This is a genomic window from Corynebacterium sp. ACRQP, assembly GCF_022345915.1.
Taxonomy (GTDB): Bacteria; Actinomycetota; Actinomycetes; order Mycobacteriales; family Mycobacteriaceae; genus Corynebacterium; species Corynebacterium lehmanniae.
Map to the genome: position 1 here is coordinate 1 of NZ_JAKRMZ010000007.1, position 14,820 is coordinate 14,820.

The 14,820-nt window shown below is 64.6% G+C and carries 19 protein-coding genes; all 19 read left to right on the forward strand.

Features of this window, described 5'->3' with window-relative positions:
• The first annotated feature begins 83 nt into the window (after positions 1-83).
• The 19 genes from MHY23_RS03960 to MHY23_RS04045 all read left to right on the forward strand — a co-directional run bounded on the left by MHY23_RS03960 (position 84) and on the right by MHY23_RS04045 (position 14,734).
• Complete coding sequence (locus tag MHY23_RS03960) at positions 84-851, forward strand: choice-of-anchor M domain-containing protein (protein ID WP_370645813.1); 768 nt, start codon at positions 84-86, stop codon at positions 849-851.
• Positions 848-2,347, forward strand: coding sequence for an anchored repeat ABC transporter, substrate-binding protein (locus MHY23_RS03965; RefSeq protein WP_239306521.1), 1,500 nt, complete (start codon positions 848-850; stop codon positions 2,345-2,347). Before MHY23_RS03960 ends, MHY23_RS03965 begins: the two co-directional genes overlap by 4 nt.
• Positions 2,344-3,198: a choice-of-anchor M domain-containing protein gene (locus MHY23_RS03970; RefSeq protein ID WP_239306522.1), complete on the forward strand. Its 855-nt coding sequence runs from the start codon at positions 2,344-2,346 to the stop codon at positions 3,196-3,198. The genes MHY23_RS03965 and MHY23_RS03970 overlap by 4 nt, the downstream gene beginning before the upstream one ends.
• On the forward strand, positions 3,195-3,947 hold the full coding sequence (locus tag MHY23_RS03975) for an anchored repeat-type ABC transporter ATP-binding subunit (RefSeq protein ID WP_239306523.1): 753 nt from the start codon (positions 3,195-3,197) through the stop codon (positions 3,945-3,947). The genes MHY23_RS03970 and MHY23_RS03975 overlap by 4 nt, the downstream gene beginning before the upstream one ends.
• Positions 3,940-4,809 (forward strand): anchored repeat-type ABC transporter permease subunit, encoded by an 870-nt coding sequence (locus MHY23_RS03980; protein ID WP_370645809.1) that lies wholly within the window; start codon positions 3,940-3,942, stop codon positions 4,807-4,809. The genes MHY23_RS03975 and MHY23_RS03980 overlap by 8 nt, the downstream gene beginning before the upstream one ends.
• On the forward strand, positions 4,806-7,031 hold the full coding sequence (locus MHY23_RS03985) for a choice-of-anchor M domain-containing protein (RefSeq protein WP_239306524.1): 2,226 nt from the start codon (positions 4,806-4,808) through the stop codon (positions 7,029-7,031). Before MHY23_RS03980 ends, MHY23_RS03985 begins: the two co-directional genes overlap by 4 nt.
• Positions 7,032-7,083: 52 nt before the next feature.
• The gene (locus MHY23_RS11970) at positions 7,084-7,317 is read left to right on the forward strand and encodes a colicin E3/pyocin S6 family cytotoxin (protein ID WP_370645810.1); all 234 of its coding nucleotides are present in this window, start codon (positions 7,084-7,086) and stop codon (positions 7,315-7,317) included.
• Complete coding sequence (locus MHY23_RS03990) at positions 7,310-7,531, forward strand: hypothetical protein (protein WP_239306525.1); 222 nt, start codon at positions 7,310-7,312, stop codon at positions 7,529-7,531. The genes MHY23_RS11970 and MHY23_RS03990 overlap by 8 nt, the downstream gene beginning before the upstream one ends.
• A gap of 301 nt (positions 7,532-7,832) precedes the next feature.
• Complete coding sequence (gene rplJ, locus MHY23_RS03995; protein WP_239306526.1) at positions 7,833-8,354, forward strand: 50S ribosomal protein L10; 522 nt, start codon at positions 7,833-7,835, stop codon at positions 8,352-8,354.
• A 52-nt stretch (positions 8,355-8,406) separates the two neighbouring features.
• Complete coding sequence (rplL, locus tag MHY23_RS04000) at positions 8,407-8,796, forward strand: 50S ribosomal protein L7/L12 (RefSeq protein WP_181889774.1); 390 nt, start codon at positions 8,407-8,409, stop codon at positions 8,794-8,796.
• Positions 8,797-8,997: 201 nt separating this feature from the next.
• Positions 8,998-9,429 carry a hypothetical protein gene (locus tag MHY23_RS04005; protein ID WP_239306527.1) on the forward strand — a complete coding sequence of 144 codons (432 nt, stop codon included), beginning with the start codon at positions 8,998-9,000 and terminating at the stop codon, positions 9,427-9,429.
• A gap of 58 nt (positions 9,430-9,487) precedes the next feature.
• Positions 9,488-10,102 carry a hypothetical protein gene (locus MHY23_RS04010; RefSeq protein ID WP_085956834.1) on the forward strand — a complete coding sequence of 205 codons (615 nt, stop codon included), beginning with the start codon at positions 9,488-9,490 and terminating at the stop codon, positions 10,100-10,102.
• An 8-nt stretch (positions 10,103-10,110) separates the two neighbouring features.
• A complete protein-coding gene (locus MHY23_RS04015; RefSeq protein WP_085956833.1) occupies positions 10,111-10,512 on the forward strand; it encodes a DUF1877 family protein in 402 nt (133 codons plus the stop codon).
• Between the two features lie 14 nt (positions 10,513-10,526).
• The gene (locus tag MHY23_RS04020; protein WP_085956832.1) at positions 10,527-11,048 is read left to right on the forward strand and encodes a hypothetical protein; all 522 of its coding nucleotides are present in this window, start codon (positions 10,527-10,529) and stop codon (positions 11,046-11,048) included.
• Between the two features lie 126 nt (positions 11,049-11,174).
• Positions 11,175-12,134: a hypothetical protein gene (locus MHY23_RS04025; RefSeq protein WP_143338949.1), complete on the forward strand. Its 960-nt coding sequence runs from the start codon at positions 11,175-11,177 to the stop codon at positions 12,132-12,134.
• Positions 12,135-12,136: 2 nt separating this feature from the next.
• Positions 12,137-12,547: a hypothetical protein gene (locus MHY23_RS04030; protein WP_239306528.1), complete on the forward strand. Its 411-nt coding sequence runs from the start codon at positions 12,137-12,139 to the stop codon at positions 12,545-12,547.
• Between the two features lie 12 nt (positions 12,548-12,559).
• The gene (locus MHY23_RS04035) at positions 12,560-12,991 is read left to right on the forward strand and encodes an SMI1/KNR4 family protein (protein ID WP_239306529.1); all 432 of its coding nucleotides are present in this window, start codon (positions 12,560-12,562) and stop codon (positions 12,989-12,991) included.
• A gap of 3 nt (positions 12,992-12,994) precedes the next feature.
• Positions 12,995-13,744: a hypothetical protein gene (locus MHY23_RS04040; RefSeq protein ID WP_239306530.1), complete on the forward strand. Its 750-nt coding sequence runs from the start codon at positions 12,995-12,997 to the stop codon at positions 13,742-13,744.
• A gap of 51 nt (positions 13,745-13,795) precedes the next feature.
• Positions 13,796-14,734: a DUF3068 domain-containing protein gene (locus tag MHY23_RS04045; RefSeq protein ID WP_239306531.1), complete on the forward strand. Its 939-nt coding sequence runs from the start codon at positions 13,796-13,798 to the stop codon at positions 14,732-14,734.
• Positions 14,735-14,820: the final 86 nt, after the last annotated feature.

The following is a 14,820-nucleotide window of genomic DNA, read 5'->3' on the forward strand; positions in this document are numbered from 1 at the left end:
GCCGCACCCGAATGAAGCGGATACAGGAACAATCACCCCATGCAATCTGAGCCGCTACCGGATGCTCACTGAAGCGCTACCGGATACTCACGACACCGCTACCAAATAGCCGGTCGCAACACACGGAGCGCACGGCGGAGATCCCGGAGATCGGCAAGGCCGGCTATATGCTGCCGCAGACGCAGCGCTCGGATCTGATCTGGCCGGGCTGGGATACGCAGGGCGCGCGTGACATCGGTGCGATTGATCTGGAGTTTGTGGAGGTCACCGGCCCCGGCGAGGTCTACCTGTTCCAAACCGGCAGCTTCGGCTCGCTGGATCCGGTGCTCGATGGCGGCTCGACGCGCCTTGAGACGGGCTCCGTGATCGCCCAGGAGGAGCCCGCGCACGTCCATGCGAACTGGCTGTTCACCGAGCCCGGCACGTATCAGATGCGCGTTGTGGCGGAGGGCGGCGGCTCGAGCTCGAACGAGGCCACATATACCTGGGTCGTCGGCGACGGGGAAGCGGCGCCCGCAGCACCGGCGCAGGCGACAACTTCGGAGGCGAGCGCAACGTCAGCCGCACCCGCAGCACCTGCGGCGCCGGCGAGCAAGGCGTCGACAAGCTCGGCCTCGAAGCAGGCTCCAAAGCAAGCCCCGAAGCAGGAAGCCAAGCCGGCCCCGGCCGAAGCGCAGCCCCAACCGGAGCCCGAGCAGCGCCCTGACGCTCTCGCGGAGACCGGTACGACGGTGATGACTGTCCCGTTCGCGGTCCTCGGCCTCGGCGTGGCGGTGTTCGGCGCGGCGATGTGCTGCCTGGATACGGCGCTGCGTCGCAAGCTGTTGGCGCTTGCGGGGGTTGGGAAGTGAGGCGTGCCCGGGCGCTGGCGGCGTGCGCGCTCGCTGCCGGGCTCGCGGGGTGCGCGCAGGCTCCGGCGGAGGAGGGGCTGAACGTGGTGGCGTCGACAAGCATTCTTGCGGACGTCGTGCGCAACGTCGCCGGCGATAACGCCGAGGTCAAGACGCTGATGCGCCGCGGCGCCGACCCGCACTCGTACGAGCCGACGCTGCACAACACGCGCGATATCGCGTACGCGGACGCGGTGTTTACCAACGGGTTGTTGCTGGAGCCGCAGGCGCTGACCCGCACGATTGATGCGACGGCGCGCCCGCAGGCGCGGGTGGTGGCGCTGGCGGAGCAGACGCAGCGCTTCGGCTACGCCCCGATTCCGCTGGTGGAGGACGCGAGCCTGGACACGGTGTGGCTGGGGTTGCGGTTTGCGGCGGATCTGCCGCGCACGGCGGTGGCGGAGCTTGAGCTTGTCGACGCCTCCGGGCCCGGCACCGCCTCCGCCTTCATCCTCGGCACCTTCGGCACCCCGGAGCTGCTGTTTGACTCCACGGGTGGCGCCACCACGCTGCCAGTGGACGCGCACACCCACGTCAGCTGGGCTTTTTCCGCCCCCGGCGTGTACGAACTGAAGCTTCGCGCCTCAGTGCGCGACGCGGTGGACGCGCCGGTGCGCAGTCAGACGGAGCAGACGGTCACCCTCGTGGTGGGGCAGGACCCGGCCCAGGCCGCCCCGGGCAAGCATGCGGTGGAGCGCGGGCACGTGGACATCGCCACGGTCGCCGACAACGACAACACGCAGCTGACCCTGCGCACGGACGACGAGGGCGACCTGGACCCCGCGGGCACGGTGGTCGTGGTGCCCTCGAAGACGCTGCAGCCGATCCCGCCGCAGCGCGAGTTCCGCTTTCTCGGCGACCCGGGCGAGGAGACGTACCTGCTGCCGCAGGCGGTGCTGGGCCGCCACGTCCACGGCGAGCTGGATCCGCACATCTGGCACGACCCGGCCGCGATGGATGCGGTGGTGCAGGTGGTGCGCGACGAGCTGTCCGCGGCGGATCCGCGCCACGCCAGCGCGTACGCCGACAACGCCGAGCGCTATCGCGCCCAGCTCAAGCAGGTGGCGCAGGAGGTGCGCGAGCAGCTCGACCAGGTCCCGGAGACCAACCGCAACCTGGTCACCACCCACCACGGCTACGCGTATCTGGCGCGCGCGTACGGGCTGCGTGTGGCCGGGTTTGTCACTCCGAATCCGCGCGTGGAGCCGAGCCCGCGCGACCTGATGGCGTTGTCGCGCACGCTGGAGAACTTGGGCGTGCCGGCGGTGTTCGTCGAACACGGCCAGGAAGACGAAACGCCCGTTTTGAACGAAACCGCTGCCTCGCACGGGGTTGAGGTGTGCCCGATCTGGGGCGACACCTTGGACCCGCCGGGGGAGGGGCCTGCGCAGACGTATGTGGATCTGGTGCGGGCCAATGGGGCGTCGATAAGCAAATGTTTGAAAGGACAACCATGAAGATTCCCGCCATTATCACCGCCGCAATGATCGCGGCCGCACCCGTCGCTGCCGCCCAGGTGCCGGACAACGACCCGGCGTTGCAGCAGGTCGTCGGCGCCGACGAGCAGGTCGCCCCGCTGGGCGAGCGCGCCGTTATCGACGCCGGCCACGCGGACCTGGGCCCCGTCTTCGCTGACGGCAAAATGCAGTTCCTGGTGCGCGACGACACGCAGGACACGCCCGTGTGGCGCCACCTCGAGGACGTGGTCTTCGCCGTCGGCGACGGCGCGAAGCAGACCCTGCCGGAGACCGACCAGTTCGCGTTCACCGGCGCGAAGCCGGGGGCCGAGGTGTGGGTGATCCCGCAGACCGAGGTCGCCGGCGTGCCGTGGCTGGGGTGGAACTCGCAGGCGCCGTCGCTTCTGGAACGCTCCGCCAACGGGATGAGCCTGGAGTTCGGCGGACACGAGGGCCCGGGCCAGTTCTCCCTGTTTGTCCAGCCCGGCGGGTTCCACGAGCCGCAGCAGCTGTGGAACGAGCAGGAGCCCGGCACGCAGTCGATGTGGGTGGAGCCGAACACGCACACCCACGCCAACTGGGTGTTCACCGAGCCGGGCGCCCACCTGGTGGGTGTGCGCGCGACGGTGGAGGACCAAGACGGCACCGTGCACACCGACGAGCAGGTCGTGCGCATCGCCGTGGGTGTTGACCCGGCGGAGGCGGCGGATGCCCAGTTCGGTGAGTTTCGGGCTGAGGGGCAGGCCGGCGCGGAGCAGCAGAACAACGGCCTGAAAATCGGACTGCTGGCGGGCGCGGGCGTGCTGCTTCTCGCCTTGATTGCGCTGTTTGTTGTGCGGGGCCGCCGATGAGAAGGATTGAGGTGCGCGACCTGGCGGTGTCGTATCCGGGCCGCGACGTGTTCCGCGGGGTGGACCTCACGCTGCGCGGCGGCGAGTTCGTCGGCCTGCTCGGGCCAAACGGCGCGGGCAAGACCACCCTCATGCGTGCGGTGCTAGGCCTTATCCCCGCGGACGCCGGGACGGTCTCCGCTGGCAGGCGTCCGGTGCGCAAGGTGGTGGGGTACGTGCCGCAGGCGCACAACGTGGCCTGGGATTTCCCCATCGACGTCTATGACGCCACGCTCAACGCCACCCTGGGCCAGCGCCCGTGGTGGCAACGCGCTGGCGAGCGCGAGCACCGCGCCGCCGAGCGAGCTTTGGCGATGGTCAATCTGACCGACCTGGCCGCGCGCCCAATCCACGACCTGTCCGGCGGCCAGCGCCAGCGTGTGCTCATCGCGCGCGCCCTGGTGCGGCGACCGGGCATGCTGCTTCTCGACGAACCGTTTACCGGCCTGGACATCCCCACCACCGAGCATCTGCTGCGGCTGTTCCGCCGCCTGGTGGACCGGGGGCTCGGCGTTGTCATGTCCACCCACAACATCGCCGAGGCCATCGATTCCTGCGACCGCTTGGTGCTGTTCAACCGCGGTGTCGTCGCCGATGCCGCGACGCATGAGCTTAACGACGACGCCCCGTGGACCCGCACCTTCTCCGTCGACGAGGATTCGCCGTGGCTGCGCGGCGTGCGAGCGCATTTGGAGGCTACCCGTGCCTGAGATTTCGTTTGTGCAATTCCTGGCCGACATGGCCAACCCCCAGCTGGCGTTTCTGCCGCGCGCGCTGGCGGCCGCGGTAATCGCGGCGGTGCTGTGCGCGGTGGTGGGCTGTTTTGTGGTGCTGCGCGGCATGGCCTTTATCGGCGACGCGGTGGCGCACGCCGTCTTTCCGGGCATCGCGGTGGCGTTTGCGTGGCAGGTCTCCGTGCTGCTGGGCGGGGCGGTGGCCGGCGCGATCGTCGCGGTGTTGATCGCGGTGATGTCGCAGCGGCGCACCATTAAAGAGGACTCCGTGATCGGCATCGTGTTCACCGCCGCGTTCGCCTTCGGCCTGGTGGTGATCTCCCGTGCGGAGGGCTACACCGCCTCCGTCAGCTCGTTCCTGTTCGGCTCGCTGACGGGCGTCAGCTCCGCCACACTGGCCGTCCACGCCGTCGCCGGCGCGCTGATCGTGGCCGTGGTGGTGGCGCTTCGCCCGTGGCTCACAGCGGTGGCACTGGACCGGGAGACCGCCCGGGCGATGAACCTGCCGGTCGCCGCGCTGGATCTGGCGCTGTACCTGTGCGTGACTTTTGCAGTGGTGCTGGCGGTGCAGACGGTGGGCAACATCCTGGTGGTGGCCCTGCTGATCACCCCGGCCGCCGCGGCGCGCCTGTTCACGGACAAGCTGGGCGCGATGATGTGCATCGCCGCCGCGTTCGGCGTTGCCGGCAGCGTGGCGGGGGTGTGGCTGGCGTGGTCCTACGACTCGCCCACGGGCGCGACCATCGTTTTGGCCGTGACCGCCATCTTTGCGCTGAGCTGGCTGTTCGCCCCGAAGCGCGGTGCGCTGGCCGGCTGGCTTCAGGGGGTGAAACGGTGAAGCGATTCGTTGCAGCAGCAGCCGTAGCGGTGCTCATGTTCGCGGCCGCGCCGCTTGCGCAGGCCGCGGAGCACAACCCCGGCGACCCGGGCCACAGCGTGGAACTGGGGAAGATCGACCACCCGTGCGCCGGGCGCAAACTGCTCTACCACTCCCACAACGACGCGCTCTACGGCACCTACAAAAACGACAAGCTCACCGTGATGGCGGTGGACGGCCAGCAGGTCACCGACCAAGAAAAGGTTTGCTTCCGCCTCGCCCCGGACGCGGATGCCGAGGGCAACGACGTGTCCACCTTGACCGTGCCTGAGGACGGCTCCTTGGACTTCCTCGGCGAGCCCGGCAGCACCGTGTGGGCCGCGCCGCAGTCCGCGGACTGGACCGACAGCTGGCGGCCCATCTGGTCTGGCCTGGGCGCCTTCGACCCCGCGCACGAGGCGGGCGAGATCCCGGACAACTTCGTCGACGACGTCATGCACTTCGACCTGGTGGAGATGGACGGCCCCGGCGACGTCAACGTGTTTTTCTCCTCGCGCGTGGGTGACCCGGAGCGGCTGTTTAGCTCCGCAGACGAGGACATGCGCACCATCACCTACGACGTCGGCGGCCACGGCCACTTCACCTGGACATTTTCCGAACCAGGCATCTACGAGATGACCTGGCAGGGCCGCGCCGAGCTCAAAGGCGGCGGGGTGGAGCGCTCCGAGCCGGTGACCCAGTACTGGCTCGTCGGCGACGACACCACCGTCGGCCTCCCCGAGGGCACCACCACCGACCTGCGCACCCCCAACACCACGGAGGAAACCACCACCGCCAGCCCGACGACGAGCGCGAAGCCGTCGCCGAAGCCCGCGCCGCGGCCCACGTCGTCGACCACGTCGCAGCCCACGTCCACGACCGCGCCAACGACCGCGCCAACGCCCACGAGCACCGGTTCCGCCGCGGCCGAGGACCGGCGCAAGCTCATCGAGGCCGGGCATATGGATATGGCGTTGGCGGCCGAAGGGTCGTCGATAGGCGCAGTGCTTATCGACGACTCCGACCCCCACAACCAGGCCAAACGCGAATCCGGCAGCTTCATTTTCGCCGTGCCCGACGCGGCCAAAAAGACGCTGCCGGAAGGTGCGCGCGAGAGCTTCCCGGAGCCGCCTGAGGAGATGTGGATCCTGCCGCAGGCGCAGGAGAAGAACCTGCCTTGGCTGGGCTTTTCCACCACCCGGGTGGGCGCCGGCGCGCTGTCGCAAGGTTCGAAGGTCACAGTGTCCATGCGCGACGTGTCCGGGCCCGGGCGCATCTACACCTGGCACGAGGACCTGCGGGGCTTGCGTGTGGAGCTGGACTCCGGCGACGCCTCCAAGCAGATCGAATATCCGGTCAACGCGCACGACCACCAAGGCTTCGGGTTCACCGAGCCCGGCGTGTACACCGCCACGTTCACCTTCGCCGGCACGTCCGCCTCCGGCGAGGACTTCTCCGAGGACCTGGTAGCCACATTCGCCGTGGGCGATGAATCCGTCGCCGCCGCACGCGACGGCCGGCTCGGCGTTGCAGGCGCTGGCGGGGCCGGTGCCAGCAAGGGCAAGCTCACGCTGCCGGGCGCGTTGGCGGAAGGTATCCGCTCGCTGGAAAAGGAGATTAAGAAGGCCGGCGACACGCTCGCGCCGCTCGCGCGCAAGACCGACGACGGCGGCAAGGGCGGTTCAGGGGCTGTTTCGACGCTGGCAACCCCGGCGGCGCCGGCCCAGGCCGCTCCCGTCCAGCAATCCGCTCCCGCCCAGGCTGCGCCCGCGCGTGCAGCGGAGCCAGCCTCCGCGAAACCGGCGGCGCAGGCGCAGCGCGCGCCGGAAGGCAGCCGAGCCAGCAAATCCTCAAGCAAGCCCAGCAACCGGCAAACCAGTAAAAGCAAGACCAGCGCCGACTCCCGGGAAGACTCCAAGCCCGCGAGGGCCACCAGCAGCCCCGCGACGTCTGAGGCCCCAGCCGCCCTCGACGGCTACGCCTCGTCGCGCAACCCCGCCGGCGGAAGCGAGACCGGGATCCACTCGTCGCTTGACGCAGCCGGCGCGCAGCCAGACGGCCAGACGCCGGACACGGCGCCGACCGCGGGCGGATTCTGGGCGGGCCTCGCCATTGGCGTGGGCGTCATGGCGCTGATCGGCGGTTGCGTCCTGTTCGTCGCGGCGGCGAGATTGCTGCGGAAGGTGGAGCGGAGCACGTCGTAAAGCAAGGGAACCGGAACTCTCTCCACAACGTCTAACGGCTTGGGAGGGAACTATGGCGAGCTATATTCCGCGGCCGAGGCCGGGATTCTTGGACAATTTGGAGCGGCTGAGTAGAAGCGGTCCGCCCAGGTGGCGTGATCTCAAAGAAAAGCGTCTCTTCGAATACGACCCTTTACATGGGCATGTTGAGGGCTATAACCTGCGAGGAGAACACGTCGGCGTGTATGACGCAGTGAGCGGGATGCAAATTGGAGATCCAATTCGTGGAAGGAAGATCGATGTTTAAGACATTTGTGGAACGCTGCCTGGAAGGCACCGCGGAGCCGGATGACGTCGACGACTGGGTGACGGCCTGGCACAACTCCGAGCCAGGAAGTGAGGAAATGAGTCTCTACGAGTACCTCGGTTTCACTCCGGAAGAGGGCGCGATTTGGGCGCGCTACGGCTCTAGGCTCGGCGAGATCCTGGAGAACCGCCGCCAAAACCGTCAGCCCGCGTAACCGCGATTTGGTTAAACCCGCGTCCAACCGCTAGCATTCCCTACCGAAGTTTGAACGGCCCGCAAAGGCCGAGCTCAAGTTTCACCGAAGACCGTCGGTTACTCTCGTGAGGGAGTCGAAGGTGCTCCACTTACGGGGCCGACCCACGCAGGAGAAACGCGGCACACTCCAACGTATGCCTCGTGCTTCTGCACGGGGCATTTTTGCTTATAGACGTCAGCTTCGCGCGAAGCGAACGTCGATAGGCAAGATGCTCCGGGCGGATTGAACAACATGAAGTTATCGGAAGGAGGCGTGTGTCATGGCAAACCCGAAGAACACTGCGGAACTTGCAGTTCTGAAGGAGAAGTTCGCTGAGGCGGATTCCCTCGTGCTGACTGAGTACCGTGGCCTGACCGTCGGCCAGCTGCAGCAGCTGCGCGGCGATATGGGCTTCGATGTCGAGTACCACGTCGCCAAGAACACCCTCATCAAGATCGCTGCAAACGAGCACGGTATTGAGGGTCTCGATGATCTTCTCACCGGCCCGACCGCCGTCGCGTTCATCAAGGGCGACGCTGCTGTCGACGCTGCGAAGGTGATGAAGAAGTTCAACAAGGACCACGACGCGTTCGTGATCAAGGGCGGCTACATGGACGGCAACGTCCTGGACGCTTCCCAGGTCGACGCTCTGGCCGAGATGGACAACCGCGAGACCACCCTTGCCAAGCTTGCTGGCGCATTCGAGGGCTCTTTGGCAAAGGCAGCCGGCCTGTTCCAGGCTCCGGCATCCAAGACGGCCCGCCTTGTCGCTGCACTGCAGGACAAGCAGGAAGCCGCATAAACACTCTTTTACATCCGGGCTGTAAACGCCCAACAACAGAAAGGAAGCCACAATGGCTAAGCTCACCAAGGACGAGCTCATCGAGCAGTTCAAGGAAATGACCCTCATCGAGCTCTCCGAGTTCCTGAAGGAGTTCGAGGAGGTCTTCGACGTGACCGCAGCCGCTCCGGTTGCTGTTGCAGCTGCAGGCGCTCCGGCCGCTGGCGGCGAGGCTGCCGCTGAGGAGAAGGACGAGTTCGATGTCGTTCTCGAGGACGCTGGCGACAAGAAGATCGGCGTGATCAAGGTTGTCCGCGAGCTGGTTCCGGGCCTGGGCCTGAAGGACGCCAAGGAAATGGTCGAGGGTGCCCCGAAGGCAATCCTCGAGGGCGCCAACAAGGACGACGCCGAGGCTGCCAAGACCAAGCTCGAGGAGGCTGGCGCAAAGGTCACCCTCAAGTAAGAGCTTTTTGCTTGACGACGACACCCCCGTCGCCGGTATCAACCGGCGGGCGGGGGTTTCGCGTGTCTGGGGGACGAAACGCGTGTACGTTCGGGCGCAAACCGTGCTACCCGGAGGAGCGCACCTGTGATTTGCTACCGAGTTGATGCAGCAAGTGTTTCAGCGCTGTTTGAATACGACGGGTCATTTCATATGTTGCGTATGACTGAGACCCAGGATTTCAACGAGTTCGACGGCCAGACGTTCGAGGTGCTGGAAGTTCGAAAAGACACCGACGGCACCCCACTGCCGCAATATGGCCTGACGGAGGCCCTAGGGGCGTTGGTGGTTGAAAGCGACATAGCTTCCGCGGTCCGTGTCGCGTTGAATCAGGGCGGGGCGAAGATTGCGGAGGCGACGTTTGTCAGCCAGTTCGGCACTTACTACGGGTTCCGCGCTTTTAACCTGTACGAGGAGACGCCGGAGGCACCGGTGTTCCGCACCCGCACTACGCCGTCGAACCCTGACCTGTGGATGGACCAGCTTTACACCCCGCAGTTTGCGGAGTGGCTGAAGGCGAACTTCGACACCCGCGGGCTAAGCATCAACAGGGTGGAACGCGACCCATACTTCTACCGCCCGGACCGCACCTAGAGCGTTTTCGGAAAACGCTGGACATCCGTCTGGGATTTCGGCACGCTGGGTTGCAACGGTGACCCGCCTGGAGGGAGGCGTTTTGAACGAGTTGGTAAACGAATTCGCAGCATCCGTAGGGCTCCACACCCCGGTGCCGTCGCGCTGGGAGGAAATGCCCGATGATTTGCTGGAGCATTACATCGTGGGTATGACGGAGGCTGTTCGGCGAAATGAGTACACGCCAATTGGGGTTGACCAGATGGTGTGTGCCGTCAACGAGTTTCTCAAGGCACGGCATCATCGCTTCTTCGATGAGTTTGAAGAGATCTACTACGCGGTGCCTACCCTGACACCCCGCGACCAGGTGTTTTTCTCGTTGGACCGGTTGGCGGGGACGAAGGGACCATTGCTGGACCGGATGCTTGAGATGTATATGACGGATCGTCGCAGCATCGGGTCCACTAGCGAAATGATCAAAGAGTATTTCCAGCTCATGGTGGCCCGCAAGGGAAAGCAGCGCCACTGGGATCTCATCGCGCAAACCGCGGATACGCAGCGGGATATCGAGATGCTCGTTCTGTTCTCCAATAAGTTCAAGAAGAAATTGGATCGTCGCGGTGTGAATGCGTGGATACCTGAGCTTGATATCACGCAACGCGTAATCAGCGTCCCACCCACTACTGAGGATTAGGAGCCCCAATGATCATTCCGTTTTATGTCGCATTTAGCCAGGACGAATACGAGCAAGCGCAAGCGTCCGAAGCAGAGTCACGCCGGGACACGATCACGGAGGCGCTTGAGACGTCGAACCGTCCGGTGGCGGATATTGACCAGTTCTTCGGCGGTGTTGTCGAGGAATTGAAAGCCAGCCTTGATGAGGAAACTGCCAACAGCATCGTCTTCGGCGCCGCGGATTGGGACGGCGAAAACCTGACCGACGGGATGCGCATCAACACGCCAGACCAGGTAGGCAGCTTCGCCGAGGCGTTGGAGAGCGTTGAGCCGGAGGACTTCGACTCTCCCGACGCCGTGGAAACACTCATCGAGTTCTACACAGCAGCAGCGCAGCGTGGCGACGCCGTTGCGGTGTACTTCAGCTAGAGGAGATTCTCGCGATGGCGGCACTACCTACTCGATACGACACGGTCAGCGACGAAGAGCTGGATGCCTTTGTTTCCGATCTCACTGATCAACTCGCGGTATCCGACCGTGACTTAGATGCGGTGTCCGGCCTGGCCCGAGTCGTCGATGAGCATCTTCGTCCAAGGCATACGAAGCACTTCGACACCATCTACCGCTGCTATCTTGCGGAACCGCGGTTCGCAGTGCGCTTCCACATGTTCCAGTGCCTTGACCGCCTGACCGCGCACGACCCTGAATTGCTGGACCAGATGTTGGAACTCTACGAGCAAGACCACCGCACGGTCGACGCGCCGTACCCACGCGAAGAGATCAAGGGCTTATTCCAGTACCTCTTTGCCACGAAGGGGCATCAGCATCACTGGGATGCGGTAGCGCGGACCGCCAACACCGCGGCTGATCTGGATATGCTCAAAGCCTTGTCTTACAAGCCGAGAGAGACCAATACCAACGGCCTCGATACCTGGCTGCCCGGGCAAATCAGCTCCGAACATTAGACACTACTGCCGTTATGGCGGACCATCTGAACAGGATGTTTGCCGAAAACGGTGGAAATCTTTGCGGAGTTTCGGCACGCTTGACCGCAATGGTGTGATTCCGATGAGCGTCAGGAGGCCGACGCGATGAGTGGTCCGACCCGAAAGCAGCTTGTGGAGCGTTGGGAGGACGCCTGCACGCCTGAGATGTTGCTCGCCCCGTCGCCGTTCGGCTTGTTTGATGGCCGGGAAGATTTTCGTGGTTTTCACTGGACGTACCCGTTGGATAAGTGGGGGTTTCCGAAGAAGGTGTTTTCGGTCAGCGGGCAGACGGTTGACAATGTTGATCTCAGTTATGCGGAGATCAGTCCGTTTACAGCCCGAGAATTCACGCTGACTAATAGTTACGCTAAGCGGGCGAAGATCTTCGTGGCCGACTGGGTGCATGGCAGTGTGGCTGACTGCGAGTTTGAGCGTTGCACGGTGAAAGGTAGGATGCCCTGGCTTAAGACGACTGTGACTAATTGCGTGTTTCGGGCGTGCAAGTTTCCGGAGGTCTTTGCTTGGGGAGCGCGCTACGACAATTGCCAGGCCATTGACATGCGGTTGAAGGGGCCGGTAGGCGGAGGACTTAACAACCCGGTGTTGACCAATGTGACGGTGAGCGGCAAGTGGAAAGAGTGCAGTCTTGAAGAGACGGTCGAGGGGGATCAGCTCGTTGGCTGCGATTTCAGCGAGGTTGAATTTGGCACGGCCAGCTTCAAATACGTGGATATGCGCAAGGTGAAAATCCCGGCAGAGCTGCAGCGCCTCACTGTGCTGAACTGGGAGGATATTCGCGGACGCGTGGTGGAGCTGGTGAAGGAATTACATGAGGCGTCTTCCCAGGGGGAAGAAGCGTTTAAGCAGTCGAGCTTGGCGCTGATCTTCATGGAGGACGACTTCAGGGGACAACACGACGAAGCACCACGGCCCCGTGGCGCCCGATATTGCCTTGAACTCGATGCCTGGGCCGACTGGGGGCATAGTCACGACTACCTGTTGGGGTTGTACCGCGACGCGGGGGCGGAGTTCATGCGTGACCCGTTTGAAGAAAGTGAGGACTAAAGATGAGTATTAATGCAGGGTTTGAATACATCGACGGTGACTGGGAGGTCGGCGATCCGGGTATTGGCCCGGAGGAAGACTGGATGATCAGCGTCGCCGATCTGGACATGTGTTTCATCACCATCAGCACCGCCGACGGTAATAAAGAGTACTTTTTCGGCGCGAACCCCACCCTTGTGGACGGGGTTGAGCCGGAGCACGTCCCTGACTACGACATTGACAGCTTCGAGGCGTTTTTCGCCGAGCGTTACCCGGAGGCGAAGGACGGCATCGCGGAGTTTGTGCGCAAGTACCGCATTATGTCCACGGACACCGAGAGTAAGTTTGACGACGCGGCCAGCGACGGCGGCGACCTTGTTGGCCTGTGGTGCGAGACGCTGGGGCTGCCGAACCCGCTGAGCGCCGCTGCCTAGGGCTGATTAAAGATGTCTGATACCCCGGCAAAGCAACCTGGTCGCCTCGTTCCGTGGAGGTGGCCAATCGATCCGGATGTGCTCGAGCTCTCACTGTCGTGTGTGCCTGATTGGGTGCCGTCCGAGTACCGCGAATTTTTCGACTCGTACAACTCGTTCGATTTCGAACACGGCGAGTGGCTCTATCCGGAGATTCCGCCGGGTGATCCTTTGAGTATCCAGTCGATCCTGAGCAGTGTCCGCGAGGAAGCCGAGGCGTTCGGAGACGACCCTGACGCCTGGTTCCCGGTCGCGATCGTTGGTGATGGCGAGTACGTCGTGTACCACCGCAACGACGACGGTTCGGTCGAGTTTGGCCGCTACCACTTCTGGGACAGGCAGTATCTGGACGGGCCGTATCCCAGCATGGCCGAGTGGATGCGTACTTACGGGGTGGAGCTGTAGATCATGGAATTGCATGCTGTGCGTTACGACGATCGCACGTTCGACGAGCCTAGCGTCGACAACATCAACTTTTCGACGGTCCGGTTCGAGTCCTGCACCATCACCCGCCCGCGCGGCAAACCGGGCAAGGTTGACCATATCGCGTTCGTCGATACTGATTTGTCCAGCCCAGAGTTTGGCTTCCGTGCCGACTGGTTGAGCACCGTTACCGGTTCCACCCTGCGCGATGTGGTGATTGAGGGCCGCGGCGCGCAGTTTCCGATTCGCGCGCGTGTGCTGGATTCGACGATTACTGGCGAGTTGCGCAATGTCGGTTTTGGCGAGCACTACCGCTACGACCAGCTCGACGGCGTCGACTTGTCCGGGTGCAAGCTGGAAAACGTCAGTTTCCAGGGCATCCCGATGGAGCGCGTGAAGCTTTCCCCGGAGGACGAGGCGCTGGTGGTCGAGGATTGGGCGTCGGTCGCAAGCGACGTGTACTCGGTTGTTCGGGAGGCGATGGACAGTCCCGACCAGAAGGTCGAGTACGCGGCCATCGAGATTTTCGACGCCCTCTCGCAGGACGCCTCGCTGTCGCGCAGCTCCAACGGCGGATTCAGTAGCGACGATTCGCTCGACTACGACGAGAGCCGCGGCGCGCGGTATGTCCACGAGCTCGCATTCACCGACAAGCCGGAGTGGTTCATGGATGTGATCCACGCGCTATACCGCAAGGTCGGCGACGGGCGGCTGGTTCCTTTCTTATACCGCTAGCGGTAGTTCGCAGCGCTGGGCCGCCCGCCGGCTGCGCTACACTTTCCCACCATGCTGCCCACTTCCCGCATTCTTTCCGTGTTGCTCGCCGGCGTCGGTGCTGCGCTGGTGGTGGCGGGGCTGTTGGCGCCGAACGTGCTGCTTTCCGGCAACCGACTGCCGTTGGCGCTGGGGGAGGCCACGTGGACCATCACGGACCCGAACGGCACCCGCGACGGCGAGGCGGCGCCGGTGACACGCCAGCTGCACATGGAGATCCAGGAGCCGTCTGATTCCGACACGGCGAGCGTGCGCGTGGGCGACACGCTGCGGGCGGGGGAGTCCGGTTCCGACTTCAATGACCTGCTCACGGCGTCGACGTGGTCGTACGCCGTGGACCGCGTTTCAGGTGCCGCGCAAGGCCCGGCGGAGGCGCTGATGGTCATGGGCATGCCCGCAACACAGGTGCCTATCGACGGCGCGTGGTTGACCTTCCCCGCCCCCGCGCCGCAGGACACCGTCCAGGTCTTCGACGCGGTGCTGCGTGGCGCGGCGCCTGCGGAGTTTGCCGGTGAAGAGGAGATCGCCGGGCGTACGGTGTACCGCTATACCCAACGCATCGCGCCGACGAACGTGGCCATGCGCTACGCCGACCCGCGCAACACGCTCACGCTCGAGGACGACAACGGCGAGCCGCAGCGCACCTTCCTGCACCACGCCGCCGAGCGCGAAATCCTGGTGGATCAGGAAACCGGCGTGGTCGTGGGCATCGACGAGAAGGTGGACGACTACTACGCCGACGCAGAAGGCAACGGCGTGAAGAACGTGGTCACCTATGACGGGGTGATGGACCGGCAGGACGTCGAGAAGCTTGTGCGCAAAGTGGATGATGCGCAGACCGCCGCCGCGGACCGCGGGCTGTGGCGCGTGCTGGCCTGGGTCGGTGCGGCGCTGACCCTTGCGGGCCTGGCGGGCGCGCTGCGGCCGGGGCGTGCGGCGCGTCGCGATTGACCGCGCGCGGACGACGGGTGGTAGGCTTCCGGCAGCAACCGCACGAGTGACCCAGACGGCATCGGGCAACCCGGCGGACCGCAGGC